Genomic DNA, 13,974 nt, shown 5'->3' on the forward strand with positions numbered 1-13,974 from the left:
TTTCGCGGCCTGCTCACAAGCCATTGCCAGCACCATTGCTTTCAGTGCGTCAACGTCATCCGGCAGATCGTGAAGAGATAAATCCATGAGACTGAGTAGAACACAAAAATAGCCGGTTTCCCAACCAATTTCACCTTATGAATCATCTTACCGCAGGTGTTATCACCCCGTCAGCACAGGGCGTTTTATCTTGTTGGGGAGGATCTTCTTCCAGTCCATTCCGGCCAATAAAGCCATGAGTTGGGAATGGTTCAGACGTATCCTCGCTGTCGATAAGCCCGGCCAGCAAAAGCCACAATTTTCGAGAGTTTTCGAATAAGGGCAAACACCACTCCCATCCCACCATACAATCCGGATCCGGTCAGCACGTTTTGACCGGAAAACGTAAAGCGCGCCATTAAACGGGTCGAGGCCGCCATCACGTACAAGTGCCATCAGGGAGGCAGCTCCTTTACGGAAATCAACGGGCTCGCAGGATACATAAACAACTACTCCGCTGGAAATCATGCCTTGCGAACCGCCTTTAATATCTGCACTAGCTGCTCTGGATCGAAGGTTGAACCGACGCGAACCACCATATCGGCAACAAGAATATCAATTGAACTGTTTTGGGCTGTTTCAACACGTGCAAATCCGGCTGAACTTTCCATTCCTGGCGATAATGGCGCGATAGTGCCAGATGCAAGCGCCTTACGCCGCCATCCATAAAGTTGAGAGGGATCCAGACCTTCAGACCGCGCTATAGCAGAAACATTAGCTCCAGGCTGCAATGTCGCAGACACAATCCGGGTCTTCTCGTCGTCCGGCCAGTCACGTGGTTTGCGACGGCTTCGTACCGGTTCCGCCGTTAATATCTCAAATGTTCGGGTCTGATTCACACTGTCGCTCATAGGATTCCCCACATGATTCATGTAGAAAATCGCGTATCAGGCCGACAAAAGATATGTGGGGTCGCCTAATCGCTTACGTCCAAACAATAATCGGCCAAAAATAGATTAATTACAAAAATAATTTAATTTATTTTCATAGACTACATCAAGAACAGTAAACTAATTTTACAGTATTCGTAAAAAACATCAAAAATAATGCTTGCATCAATCATTAATGCGACTCATCATCAATATATAGAAGATCAAAAACAACCAATCTTCTAGCCGCAGATTAGCGGTCAACACAAGGAACTAATATTATGTCAAAAATAAATTTTATTGAAGCAATTGAAAAAACGACAACATTGTAAATGTGTTTTTCAATAAAAAAGGTGAAGAAATCTTCAAAACCTCAGGCTACGAAATCAACTCGAACAACGGATGTACAAACATTCACTTTGATCACATCGAGTTTGGCGAGCAGCACATTGAGATAGCGCCTGGTGGCGATGAAGATGCACGCAGATTGAATTATTTGCTCGATAATCCGGAAAGCGCAATTAAAGAAATAGAAGCTAGAATTGAGATGAGAGAAGAAGAAAGATTATCAGCTTAAGTTTTTCATTCTTCCTTAAGTCCCCCGTAAGGAGCGGGTCTGTCGTCAGATCGGTTATCCAAAGACAATCAGAGTCCATAATGGCAGCGAATTTATCTCTAAAGACCTTGATTCATGGGCTTATATGAACGCTGTTACTCTGGATTTTTCCAGGCTGGGATAGCCGACTGATAATGCCTATATTGAATCCTTCAACGGTAAGTTCAGAGCCGAATGTTTGAACCAGCATTGGTTCATGACCCTTGACGATGCCCGCCAAAAGATGGAGGATTGGCGTGTAGATTACAATGAGGTTCGACCTCACAGAGCCATCGGCAATAAGCCACCGATTTCGCTGATGAATGGCTCAGGCGCATCAGGTTCGCCCAAAGCCCAAACCCCCGGAAATCCACCAGCCGGGTGGTCCTAAAAACGGGTGCACATCAAGGAGAAGGAGAATTCTAATTCCCGGCGGCCCAATCTTGGGACTCATGTCAAATGTTTAGTATTATAAACTTTACTGCCTCCAAAAGATTTTACCGAACTATGCGGCAGTTTCCTGAAACTCTTTTGCAGCCGATATTGCTATTGATATAAATGCTTTCATCTGTGGTGTCTCGAGGTTAGCTTTCCATGCAAGTACGATTTTCACTGGTGGGGGATTATCTGTAATTTTCAAAAATGCGACCCCTGTAATTTGTAAGTTTCGAGCTGTTGCTGGTACTATCGCGACCCCCATTCCGGCACTAACCAGTCCAACGACAGTATGCACTTGGGTAGCCTTTTGAGATATAATAGGCACAAAGCCTGCTTTTTCGCACATCGCAGTGATTGAGGTATTGTAAAGAGGGCTTGTTTCGTAGGGAAAGAAAATAAACGGTTCGTTCGCTAACCGGATGAGCGATGCTTTTTTTACAGAAGCAAGTGGATTAAAGGCTGGAACTGCCAATAAAAACTCTTCTTCAAGTATTGTTTGTGTTTTTATTCCCTTTGTATACTTAGCTGGGCGCGTAATTCCTATGTCTATAAGATCAAGGGGTAGACTTTTAACTTGATCGGCGATGCCCATTTCTTTTAGTTCCAAATTAACTTCGGGATACAAGGCACGATAACGGTGCAGTACGCGTGGGAGTAATCCATAGCTGGATGAATGTATGAAACCAATGGAAAGTCGGCCTAATTCGCCTTTTCCAGCACGCCTAGTATCAACTTCAGCTTGATCTATATCACTCAGAATGGTCCGCGCGCGCTCAAATAAAAGGTGTCCTGCGGGGGTAAGTTCTACCCTTCTCTGAGTGCGCGTAAACAGAAGAATTCCTAGATGCGCCTCAATCTGTTGGATTTGTCTGGAGAGAGCTGGTTGAGCAATACGCAATCGGGCAGCCGCTCTGCCAAAATGTAATTCTTCAGCCACAGCATGAATGTAACGTAGTTGACGTGTTTCAAGCATTAATACCTCCTAGGCATCAATCAATGCTCTATTATGTATTGGACGTCAAGAGTTAGTGTCCCTACTTTCAAACCAGCATTTAAGGGAGGTTCCATTGCTAGGTTTTCGTATCAAAGACGACTTTCAACGTCCGGCTAATGATCTTATTGAAAAATTCCGTTCAATCCCCACTGCGATCATCAGTGATAATATGAACCGTGTCTTTGCTGGTGGTCCAGGGCTTCGTCCTTTTCATGGCGATGGCGTTATGTGTGGTAGCGCACTGACGGTTCGTACACGTCCTGGTGATAACCTAATGGTGCATAAGGCGCTGGACATCGCTAAGCCTGGCGATATCATCGTTGTAGATGCAAGTGGTGATCTTACCAATGCGATCATCGGCGAAATCATGCTTCGTTATGCTATATCCCGTTCGCTTGGGGGATTTGTCATTGACGGAGCAATCCGTGATACAAACGCAATTGTAGCAGCTGGGTTTCCAGTTTATGCACGCGGTATCACGCACCGTGGCCCTTACAAAGACGGTCCTGGCGAAATCGGCGTTACAGTGTCTATCGGTGGTATGGTCGTAAATTCTGGAGACATCGTCGTAGGTGACAGCGACGGTTTAGTCGTAGTGCCACTAAGTCATGCCAACGAAGTCTTAGTACTGGCAACGAGCCAATATGAGCGAGAAGCAGCTATTATGCAGAGCATTGCTGATAGCACAATTGATCGTAGTTGGGTTGACGTAGCATTAAAGTCAAAAGGTATTTGATTGCTATGGCCTATAAAGCTTCGTGTTTGGTAGAATTTAGCCGGGACGTATTGGTGGCCAATGGTGCCCCAGAGCATGTGGCGCTTACTGTCGCGCAAAACCTTATTGAAGCTGATTTACGTGGTGTGAGCTCACATGGCATCGTTCGTTTGGGGATATATCTGGAACGTATAGCGAAGGGTATGGTTGTTCCGACTAATGAGCCAGAACTGATTAAAGACAGCGGTTCAGTCGGTCTAATGGATGGGCGTAATAACTTCGGCGCATACGTCGGAGCTCGAGCCCTTTCGGTAGCCATTGATCAAGCAAAGAATAAGGGAGCCTATATTCTGGGTGTCTCTTCTTCCAATCACTTTGGGACAGGTGCAACCTACGTCAAAAAGGCGGTTGATCAAGGTCTTGCGCTGATAGTTATGTCAAACGCATCACAGACCATGCCGCCAACAGGTGGTAAGAGGCCTTTTGTTGGTACAAACCCAATCGCTTTTGGTTTTCCAACTAGCAATGAAGTCCCATTTATCCTGGATATGGCAACGAGCCTAGTTGCACGTGGCAAGATTATTGTCGCCGCAAGTAAGGGTGAGGATATACCACTGGGATGGGCCATTGATAAAGACGGCAAGCCAACAACAGATGCTCATCTAGCACTTGATGGTGCGGTGTTACCGATGGGAGGTCCTAAAGGCTTCGGACTATCCATGGCGATTGACATTTTGTGCGGGGTAATGACTGGAGCAGGCTTTGGGTCTTCAGTAAATAACATGTACGAAAATTGGAATGATCCGCAAAATGTCGGGCATATGTTCATCGCTATTGATATAGAGCGCTTCATGCCCCTTTCGGCTTTCAAGGAAAGACTCAATGGATATATTGAGGAATTGAAGGCTGAGCCACGGGCAGAAGGCGCTAGTGAGATTCTATATGCTGGCGAGCTTGAATATAGAGCCGAAAAGCAAAGGCTGAGAGATGGGATAACTCTACCTTTGACTGTCGAACAAGAATTACAAAAATTGGGCAATTTACATGGGATTAAACTGCCCCGGAATGATTGATGGAGGATACAATGAAACCGTTCACTTACCACGTTCCTACACAGATTGAATTCGGCAACGGTATAATTGCCAAACTTCCAGAATATGTACGAAGCCTTAAGGCAAGCCGTGCGATCGTGGTTGGAGACCCTGGGATCGAACGCGCTGGTTTGGTTGATAAAATCAAAACCATTTTAATGTCAGATGGAATTGATACAATATCATTTACTGATGTAGAGAGCGATCCTGCAACCCGTTCAGTTGATGAAGGTACTGCGTTAGGTAAAGCTCACCAAGCAGATATTGTCATTGGTGTGGGTGGGGGTAGCGCCCTTGATACAGCAAAAGCAATTGGATTGATGCTGACGAACACGGGCAATATCCGTGACTACGTGGGTATCGACATTGTGCCGCTTGCTGGCGCTCCTGTCATAGCTGTTCCGACAACTGCTGGCACAGGAAGCGAGCTAACAATTTGGTCTGTTCTTTCCGACAAAGTTCAGAAGGTAAAAATCAGCGTTGGCAGCTCGTTAAACTGCGCCAAGATCGCCTTACTTGATCCAGAACTGACCCTCTCTCTACCTAGTGGGCTTACAGCCACCACCGGTATGGATGCCCTTACTCATGCGCTAGAATCATACGTCAACACTGCTACGCAGCCCATTTCTGAAGCGATGTCTGAACAAGCAATGACCTTGATTGCCAAAAGTTTGCGGGCAGCTGTTAACGATGGGAATAATCTCGAAGCGCGTGGTGACATGCTTCTTGCTAGCACAATCGCGGCAATGGCCTTTAACAATACGCGTCTTGGCCTTGTCCACGCTTTCGCCATGCCACTTGGGGCAAAATTCGGCATTCCTCATGGGCTAGTCAATGCAATCATGCTGCCTGAAGTCATGCGGTTTAATCATTTATCGAATGCCAAAAAATTTGCCCGTATCGCAGAAATTTTTGGTGAAGATGTGAGTAATCTTTCGGTTGAAGAGGCAGCTTTACGTTCAGTGGACGCTATCAATAAATTGAAGGCCGATGTGGGTATCAATGCAAAGCTAAGTAATTTTGGCGTAACGCCTGATCACTTTGACGAAATCGTCAATGAAGCGCTGCAATCCGGAAACGTACCGGTCAATCCGCGCCAGCCTACACATGATGATATGCGTTCTCTGTTGCAAGCTGAACTGAACTGATAGGTATCGAGAAACATTATGAGCGATATGTTGAATTGGTTACGTGGACACGCTGGCGTGGTCCAAGGGAATTTTATTGGCGGCGAATGGCGTACCCCGAAGCAAAATAGATCGAAAATCTATAATCCAGGACTTCGTGACCAGTGTCTCGGAGAGTTCACAGATAGTGACGAAAATGATGTCGATGAAGCCGTTTGCTCAGCTCATGAAGCATGGCTTTCTTGGCGTAACGTGCCTGGACCTGACCGTGGTGCGATCTTGTTTCGTGCTGCCGATTTGTTGGAGCAACGCTTAGACGAGATCGCTTTCGTTCTCGCTGCAGAGCAGGGTAAAGTGCTATCAGAGGCCCGTGGCGAAGTATCCCGTGCTGCAAAAGAAATGCGGTTCTGTGCAGGGGAAGCAAGTCGTATTGATGGTGATGTGCTACCGAGCGAAAAACGTAATGGTCTAGCTATGACTATGCGTGAGCCGATCGGGGTTGTTGCGGCAATTGGACCTTGGAATTTTCCAGTCGTCACACCAGTGCGTAAAATCGCACCTGCACTTGCCTATGGCTGCTCGGTGGTTCTTAAGCCATCAAACCTCACACCTTGGTCCGCTACAAAGCTGATGGATGTATTCAAAGACGCTGGAGTGCCTAATGGTGTTGTCAGTCTCGTCTTTGGTTCGGGGCGGATTGTTGGTGAAGCACTGATACGTCACAAACTGATTAAAGGCGTGAGCTTCACTGGGTCGACAGGCGTTGGTGCCACTATCAATACAGAAGCAAGCAAATCATTTGTCCGAACTCAGCTTGAGCTTGGTGGCAAAAATGCTGCGGTTATTTTTGACTATGCAAGTGCAGAAGTCTTGGCAAAACAGATTAGCGCTGCCGCATTTCAATGCACGGGCCAACGATGTACCGCAATCAGCCGCATCGTCGTGTTAAAAGATCGGGCTGACGAAATAACAGAAGCAATTCAAGCAGAATTAGCGGCAATCAAGGTAGGGCCAGCTTGGGAGGCTGGAGCTACTATGGGGCCAATGATCACGGCTGATCAAAAGTCCTCTGTTATGAAATACATTGATATCGGCAAAAATGAAGGTGCAAAGCTCGCCTTCGGCGGAAGTTCGCTGGAGTCGGGTGAATTGACGCAAGGCCATTTCGTTGAGCCGACCTTGTTCACCGATGTTACCCCAGGCTCAAGGCTCGCTCTGGAGGAGATGTTCGGCCCGGTCTTGTCCGTGATTAAAGTCAGTTCCATTGATGAGGCGTTCAATGTTGCCAATGAAGTTGATTATGGTTTGGCAGCCTCGGTTTATACCCGCGATGTTGATCTGGCGTTACGTTTTACCCGTGAATCTCAAACTGGCATGGTTCACGTCAATCACGGTACAGCAAGCGAAGCGCATATGCCTTTTGGAGGGGTCAAGGCTTCCGGCTTTGGTGCTTATTCGATCGGGCATTCCAATCAGGATTTCTTCACAACAATGAAGAGTGTCTATTTCCAAGGCTAAAGTTCAATAATGGGAGGATTGAAATGAGGAAATTAAAATTATTCGGCTTGGCGTTGACTGTGTCGAGCCTTATGGCGACAACTGCCATGGCAGAAACAGTACTGCGTCTTGGTCACGTCTGGTCAAATTCGGAAGTACATGCCGTTTCTGTTCAAAAGTTTGCTGATGACGTCAGTGCTGCTACTAACGGCGAGGTGCGGATTGATATCTATGGCAATAGCACTTTGGGGAGTGATCGTGAGCTCCTCGAAGGCATAAAATTCATGACCAACGATATCTGGGTAGGTGGCGCTGGAGTGCTGTCGACAGCTTCCGACACGGCCCGTATCTTTACTATTCCATTCATGATCCAGGACATTGATCATTACAATGCTGTCTATGATGGAGAAGTTGGACAACAAGTTACGGATGCTATTCGTAATGAATCCGGATATGAGGTTCTTTCGTATTGGTTGCGCGGCCCTCGCTGGTTAACAACGAAAAAAGAAATTCACAAACCAGATGACCTTTCGGGGCTTAAGGTTCGTGTTCCTGATAGCACAGTCACCGTAAAATCTTGGAACCAATTAGGTGTTGCCGCTACGCCTATGAACTTTGGTGAAGTGTTTAACGCACTTCAGCAGGGCGTTATTGATGGGCAAGAAAACCCGCTATCGCTGATTGACTCAAGTCAGTTCGCACAGGTTGTCAAATATCTCATCCGGACTGAGCATGCGTATGAGCCTGTCACGGTAGTAATGGATGCCCAGCGTTTACAAGAAATGCCCGAAAACCATCGTAAGGCGATCATGGAAGCAGCTAATGGTGTTGCAAAGAAATACGCGGCTGATGAGGTAAATAAGGGTGAGCAGGCATTCCTAACGAAGCTTCAAAATGACGGTATGATTTTGATCGAACCTGATAAACAACCTTTCCAGGAAAAGGTAGGGAGCGATTTTGTGAAAGAAAATTTCCCTACTGTATCCGATCTTTATACCACGATCGTAGGTGTGGGGACACCTGCAAACAAATAAGAATACACCCATTCTAGGGAGGGTAAGATGAAACATTCCGCGTCGGAAGAGGCTCCGATAGTCCAGCGAACTGTCTCAAAAACATATCGCGAAAATTGGACAGTGATCCAATGGATTGATCGAGTAAACGAGTTAATACTGAATAGTCTTGCGCTTGTACTGGGCATTCTTGCTCTGTTAGGCATTGCCCAAGTCATTGCACGATATGTTATCGGTGTGCCACTGACATGGTCAGAAGAAATAATTCGTTTTGCATTGATCTGGTCTGTTTTTATCGGATCCGGAGTAGCTGTACGACGCGGAATGTTGGTTGCTGTCGAAGTTATCTACTTAATTGTTCCTGCCCGTATTGCTCGGGTTGTAGGTTATATTAGCCTTACGATTTCGGCATTTTTTTGGGCACTTTTAATTTACTACGGCTGGACTGTGCGTAGGATGGTCGGCACCTTAATGTCAGGTTCGCTCGAATTGCCGATGCATTTTGTGTACTTAGCTATTCCTGCTGGTGCAGCTATCGCCCTTATCAATACCATGGTTGTCGCGATAGATCCGCCCAAGCAGGTCTTCTCGCAAGCTGCTAGTTAAGAGGTATATATCATGTATCCAATAGCTATTGGCTTCTCACTTTTTGCATTTTTTTTGCTGACTGTACCTATTGCAATTACGTTGGGGATGACTTCTGCCATCACAATGTATAGCTCTGGAATCCCGTTGCAAGCATTGGTGCAGCGGATGTTCGCGGCGCTTGATTCATTCCCATTGACCGCTATTCCATTCTTTATATTGGCCGGCGCATTGATGGAAGTGAGCGGAATTTCCACTCGCCTTGTAAACTTGGCGCACTCATTGGTGGGACGTGCAACGGGTGGACTTGGCCTAGTGGCGGTAATATCAGCAATGTTTTTCGCTGCCATTTCAGGGTCCAGTGCTGCTACCACAGCTGCTATCGGTGGTATCCTTATTCCAGCCATGGCAAAACGCGGTTATCCGCGTCCCTTCGCTACTTCTGTGCAAGCTTCATCAGGCGAATTAGGCGTAATCATACCTCCATCCATTCCGATGATTATTTTTGCACTTACTGCAGGTGTACCCGTTTCAATTGGTGATCTATTTATAGCTGGTATTTTTCCAGGTTTCTTAGTTGCTGGTGGATTGATGTTGACGGTCTATATCGTCAGCAAACGCAACGGCTATGGTAAAACTCACGATGAGAATGATCCACATGGCGAAACTCGTGCTAGTGTGTGGAAATGTTTCAAAGAAGCAATACTTGCCCTGATGTTACCCGTGTTGATATTAGGCGGTATCTATGGTGGCATATTTACGCCAACCGAAGCTGCTGCGGTTGCCGTGGGATTTGCTCTGATTGTAGGCGGACTTATCTTCCGTAGTATCAGTTTTAGTGGATTGATGACGGCGCTGCGCTCATCAATCCTAAATACAGTGGTGATACTATTAATCATATCTGCAGCCAGCGTATTTGGATGGGTACTAACCGCTAATCGTATTCCAGAAATGGTGTCTCAATTCTTCATCGCTATTTCTGATAATCCATTGGTATTCCTGGCGTTAATCAATCTGATGCTATTGATAGTTGGTATGTTCCTAGAAACCGGAGCAGCTATCACTATTCTTGCGCCAATCCTTACACCGGTTGCAATGCAACTTGGCATTAACCCGCTGCATTTTGGTATCGTAATGATCGTAAACCTAGCTGTCGGGATGACTACGCCGCCTGTGGGTGTGAACTTATTTGTCGCTTGTCAGATTGCTGGTTTGAGGGTGGAACAAATCCTGAAAAGCATGTTGCCCTTCTATGCAGCTTTATTGATCTGCTTAGGAATAATTACTTACTTCCCGGCGCTAACTCTTTGGCTGCCTGCCGTATTGAAATAACTAGTTTAGCTTATCTCGATAAATAGTGGAGGAATAATATGTCGACCTCAGTAACAACAAAATCAGTTTACGAGCCGGACCAGCAGGGCCTGTATTTTCCACGCCCACCTGAGTTTGCAACATTTGCTGAAGAGCGCCAGCATCGCCGTGAGCGGCTGGCTGCTGTCTGCAGGATATTCGCCCGCTACAAATTTGAATATGGATTTGCAGGCCATATGACAGTGCGTGACCCTGAACACGCCAATCTATTTTGGACGAACCCGTTTGGCATGAGTATGTCACGGGTTAGAGCATCAGATCTAATTCTTGTCGATCATGATGGTAAAGTCGTTGAAGGAACATGGGCAGTTAACCGAGCTGGTTTCGTTCTACACTCGGCAATTCACGAAGAAAATCCTGATATTGTCGCTTCCTGCCATGCTCATACAGTTAATGGAATGGCTTGGGCAGCCTTGGGCCGTCCGCTGGATCCAATTACACAAACCGCTTGTGGCTTCTATGGACATCAAGCTTTGATAACAGAAGAAGCCGGAGCAGTCGTCATCGAACGAGGAGCAGGCTTCTCAGTTGCAAAAGCGTTCGGTGATGCCAAGGTCGCAATTCATCAAAACCATGGCTTATTCAGTGTCGGACGTCATAGCATCGATGAAGCTGCTTGGTGGTTTATCGCGTTAGAGCGTGCTTGTGAAATCCAGTTAAAAGCCGAAGCTACTGGCTCCCCATTGAAGCTAGTCTCGCCCGAAAAAGCAACGCATTCAGCAAAGCATCTCGCAACACCATTTATGGGTTGGCTCCATTTCCAACCTATCTATGATTGGATTATTCATGCTGAACCTGATCTCGTTAACTGACGGCCCTGAAATGAACATTAAAACTAATCCAACCAAAACCTACAAAGTTCTCATTTGCGATCTTGTTGGTCTTAAACTGGGGGCTAATGGTGAGCCTGACCCTATTGAAGTCAGGAATTATATTGAGGCGGCAGGCGGGGTTTTCCATACTAGCGGCTTGGACACCGCCGTTCAATTAAGCAAAGGGCGGATCAACTTTTTCTATCTACCCGATATCTCTACGGAAGAAGAGTTATTGCACGAAACAAGAGATGCGCGATATGATGGGGTAATTGCTGCGGCAACAGTTTTACCAGAGAAAAGTGTCTTTGGTATCGCTGGTGTAAGGATTGGAGCCGGCACTGGTAATATGCAATCGGCTTCTTGGGGAGGTGGTGACGGAATTGGCGGTAACGCTGTTCTTATGAACACACCAGGCCTGAACAGCGTAGCGACAGCCCAAATGGTGATGCGTGGATTGCTAAAATTTGCACCTGACCTTCCATTTGAGCATCTCCACGATCTCGTCATGGCGAGTGATTTCGATACAGGACGGGATTTACGGAGATTTCCAACAGAAAAGTTGGAGGGGAAACGATTATCAGTGCTTGGCTATGGCAATATAGGCAGGGAAGTCGCGAAACTCGGTAAAGCATTTGGAATGCTCGTTACAATCTATGCCCGTAGCCACCGCCGAGAACAAATTGAGGCGGAAGGCTTTCGCTTTTCTGGTAACCCCGTTCAAGCAGCGACAGATGCAGATGTAGTTTCAGTTCATATTGGGCTTGGACAGTTCAATGCTGACGACAAGCAATATGCTAATTATGGTTTTATCGGAAGTGATATATTGTCTGCAATGAGTGATGAGAGCATCCTTATTAATTTCGACCGTGGAGAAGTCGTGGATGTTCAGGCCCTAGATACGGCAATGGCAAACAATAAAGTTTTTGCTGCTGCAATTGATGCAGATATATTTCGTACAGAAGATGGCATATTGAGCGGTCCTTTAACTCCATACATCCCACTCGCTCATCGCTATCCTGGAAGGATTTTACTTTTACCACATGCAGCTGCGGATACGGATCATCCCTCGCGAGTAGCTGGTGCGAAGCAAGCGGTTGACCAGATGATTGCTGCAATACACTCGGGGGAGATCAGCAATCTCAAAGGTGATCTGCCAAATGATTTCTATATTAATACGGTGAAGCTATGAAGTCTAAGGAAGCAAGAGAATTTCTCACCGGATTATTTGATGCCGCCGTCAAGGCTGCTGATCCACTATCAGGTATTAGGGCGCATCTGCCATCTCCCCCTGAGGGTGGTAAAACAGTCGTAATTGGTGCAGGCAAGGGTTCCGCTCAGATGGCGCAAGCGCTTGAGCTTCTATGGCCACACCCAATTGAAGGTACAGTTGTCACACGCTATGGCTACGGCTGCGCTACCCGCAATATTGAAGTCTTGGAAGCAGCACATCCCGTCCCTGACGAAAATGGTATTAAAGCCGCAGAAAGGTTGCTTGACCGTGTCGCTCAACTCACCGAAGACGATCTCGTAATTGCACTAATATGTGGCGGAGGTTCCGCTCTTTTACCAGCGCCACCATGTGGCTTCACTCTGCAAGATGAAATTCATCTCAACCGTGTTCTGCTCTCATCTGGAGCACCAATATCTGCTATGAACACGGTTCGTAAACACTTCTCTCGAATAAAGGGGGGCCGCCTTGCAGCAGCAACCAAGGCAAGAATTGTTAGCTTAGTGATTTCGGATATTCCTGGAGATAACCCAGCATTCATCTCTTCTGGACCTACCATTCCCGATACGACCACACGTGAAGATGCTTTGCAAATTATTGAGCGCTACAGGATTGAACTTTCTCCAAAGATCCATGATTTTATAAGATCTTCAGAAGCTGTCGCTCCGCTGCCAACAGATGCCACCTTTGAACGTGACAATCACCATATTGTGGCATCAGCACGAGTTTCGCTTGATGCTGCCGCAGAACTCTCATTATCAAAGGGAATTAACGCTTATATTCTCTCTGATGCAATGGAAGGCGAGGCGCGTGATGTCGCGGGAGTTCATGGTGCTATTGCAAATGAAATTGCTACAAGAGGTAGCCCCTTTCTAACTCCATGCGTTCTCCTTTCTGGCGGTGAAACAACTGTCACAATACGAAACAAGGGAGGCAAAGGAGGGAGAAATAGCGAGTTCGCACTTGCACTTGCCACTTGGCTAAATTGTCACAATATTCATTCTCTAATTGCTGATACCGATGGAATAGACGGTTCCGAGAATAATGCAGGAGCCTTTGTCGACGGAACGACACTGCGCCGAATGATAGAAAACTGCATAGATATCGAAGATGCCCTCTCACAGCATGATACTTATACGGCTTTTTCCTCAATCAATGATCTTTTTGTTACCGGACCTACTGGTACAAACGTTAACGATTTCAGAGCGATACTCATTTTATCCCACGAGTAAACAATGACCTGGGCCCCAATGCTCCTCCATTTTTCAGGAGAGTCTTGATTTTTAATTTTGACCTTACGCGGCCAGCTTTTCCAGTGCCATTTTCATGGCGAACTCATTCGGCGTGACATTGCCGAGTGAGGAATGCGGTCTGTTTTTGTTGTAATCATCCTTCCATGCTTTGATCTCGATGCGTGCCTGAGAAAGCGATGAGAACAAAGTCTCATTCAGGCATTCATCGCGGAAACTTCCGTTGAAGCGTAAACATCCGGTGACTACCGCGATAATGCAGAGATATTCTTATGTTTTTGGTTTTCTGCGCCATTTTTTGGCAAGTGCGTGCAGAGCCTTTTCGATTTGATCGTTGTTGATAGTAT

14 protein-coding genes and 2 pseudogenes are annotated in these 13,974 nt (G+C 46.5%); 12 read left to right on the top strand and 4 right to left on the bottom strand.

The genetic code is table 11. The features are described 5' to 3' along the window. Nucleotides 1-162: 162 nt before the first annotated feature. Nucleotides 163-507 (bottom strand): IS66 family insertion sequence element accessory protein TnpB, encoded by a 345-nt coding sequence (gene tnpB, locus ACI0FR_RS15710; protein ID WP_404908884.1) that lies wholly within the window; start codon nucleotides 505-507, stop codon nucleotides 163-165. Beyond that, on the bottom strand, nucleotides 504-890 hold the full coding sequence (locus ACI0FR_RS15715; RefSeq protein ID WP_404908887.1) for a transposase: 387 nt from the start codon (nucleotides 888-890) through the stop codon (nucleotides 504-506). Before ACI0FR_RS15715 ends, tnpB begins: the two co-directional genes overlap by 4 nt. A 352-nt stretch (nucleotides 891-1,242) precedes the next feature. Here ACI0FR_RS15715 and ACI0FR_RS15720 point away from each other — a divergent pair, with 352 nt between their 5' ends. Then, complete coding sequence (locus ACI0FR_RS15720) at nucleotides 1,243-1,485, top strand: hypothetical protein (RefSeq protein WP_404908890.1); 243 nt, start codon at nucleotides 1,243-1,245, stop codon at nucleotides 1,483-1,485. 49 nt (nucleotides 1,486-1,534) lie between these two features. Then, nucleotides 1,535-1,894: pseudogene (locus ACI0FR_RS15725) on the top strand (integrase core domain-containing protein); the annotation flags it as partial. Nucleotides 1,895-2,008: 114 nt separating this feature from the next. On the opposite strand, the gene ACI0FR_RS15730 reads toward ACI0FR_RS15725, so the two are convergent. Continuing rightward, nucleotides 2,009-2,914 carry a LysR substrate-binding domain-containing protein gene (locus ACI0FR_RS15730; RefSeq protein ID WP_374834265.1) on the bottom strand — a complete coding sequence of 302 codons (906 nt, stop codon included), beginning with the start codon at nucleotides 2,912-2,914 and terminating at the stop codon, nucleotides 2,009-2,011. A 94-nt stretch (nucleotides 2,915-3,008) separates the two neighbouring features. Here ACI0FR_RS15730 and ACI0FR_RS15735 point away from each other — a divergent pair, with 94 nt between their 5' ends. Genes ACI0FR_RS15735 through ACI0FR_RS15780 form a run of 10 tightly spaced genes read left to right on the top strand, consistent with a single transcriptional unit; the run spans nucleotide 3,009 to nucleotide 13,609 of the window. Next, on the top strand, nucleotides 3,009-3,671 hold the full coding sequence (locus tag ACI0FR_RS15735) for an RraA family protein (RefSeq protein WP_404908894.1): 663 nt from the start codon (nucleotides 3,009-3,011) through the stop codon (nucleotides 3,669-3,671). 5 nt (nucleotides 3,672-3,676) lie between these two features. Beyond that, nucleotides 3,677-4,723 (top strand): Ldh family oxidoreductase, encoded by a 1,047-nt coding sequence (locus tag ACI0FR_RS15740; RefSeq protein ID WP_374834269.1) that lies wholly within the window; start codon nucleotides 3,677-3,679, stop codon nucleotides 4,721-4,723. Nucleotides 4,724-4,734: 11 nt separating this feature from the next. Next, nucleotides 4,735-5,889 carry an iron-containing alcohol dehydrogenase gene (locus ACI0FR_RS15745; RefSeq protein WP_374834271.1) on the top strand — a complete coding sequence of 385 codons (1,155 nt, stop codon included), beginning with the start codon at nucleotides 4,735-4,737 and terminating at the stop codon, nucleotides 5,887-5,889. 18 nt (nucleotides 5,890-5,907) lie between these two features. Beyond that, entirely contained in the window at nucleotides 5,908-7,386 is a 1,479-nt protein-coding gene (locus ACI0FR_RS15750; RefSeq protein WP_404908897.1) for an aldehyde dehydrogenase family protein, read from the top strand. Between the two features lie 23 nt (nucleotides 7,387-7,409). Further along, complete coding sequence (locus ACI0FR_RS15755; protein WP_461667984.1) at nucleotides 7,410-8,399, top strand: TRAP transporter substrate-binding protein; 990 nt, start codon at nucleotides 7,410-7,412, stop codon at nucleotides 8,397-8,399. Between the two features lie 27 nt (nucleotides 8,400-8,426). Then, nucleotides 8,427-8,984: a TRAP transporter small permease gene (locus ACI0FR_RS15760; protein ID WP_404908902.1), complete on the top strand. Its 558-nt coding sequence runs from the start codon at nucleotides 8,427-8,429 to the stop codon at nucleotides 8,982-8,984. Between the two features lie 12 nt (nucleotides 8,985-8,996). Then, entirely contained in the window at nucleotides 8,997-10,295 is a 1,299-nt protein-coding gene (locus ACI0FR_RS15765) for a TRAP transporter large permease (protein WP_404908905.1), read from the top strand. A gap of 38 nt (nucleotides 10,296-10,333) precedes the next feature. Then, complete coding sequence (locus ACI0FR_RS15770) at nucleotides 10,334-11,146, top strand: class II aldolase/adducin family protein (protein ID WP_374834280.1); 813 nt, start codon at nucleotides 10,334-10,336, stop codon at nucleotides 11,144-11,146. Then, on the top strand, nucleotides 11,121-12,338 hold the full coding sequence (locus ACI0FR_RS15775) for an NAD(P)-dependent oxidoreductase (RefSeq protein WP_374834282.1): 1,218 nt from the start codon (nucleotides 11,121-11,123) through the stop codon (nucleotides 12,336-12,338). Before ACI0FR_RS15770 ends, ACI0FR_RS15775 begins: the two co-directional genes overlap by 26 nt. Beyond that, nucleotides 12,335-13,609, top strand: coding sequence for a glycerate kinase type-2 family protein (locus ACI0FR_RS15780; RefSeq protein ID WP_404908910.1), 1,275 nt, complete (start codon nucleotides 12,335-12,337; stop codon nucleotides 13,607-13,609). Before ACI0FR_RS15775 ends, ACI0FR_RS15780 begins: the two co-directional genes overlap by 4 nt. A gap of 87 nt (nucleotides 13,610-13,696) precedes the next feature. Here ACI0FR_RS15780 and ACI0FR_RS15785 read toward each other — a convergent pair. Then, a pseudogene (locus tag ACI0FR_RS15785) lies at nucleotides 13,697-13,855 on the bottom strand (integrase core domain-containing protein); the annotation flags it as partial. Nucleotides 13,856-13,974 lie beyond the last annotated feature (119 nt).

The organism is Paenochrobactrum sp. BZR 201-1 (assembly GCF_044987585.2).
GTDB lineage: Bacteria > Pseudomonadota > Alphaproteobacteria > Rhizobiales > Rhizobiaceae > Paenochrobactrum > Paenochrobactrum pullorum.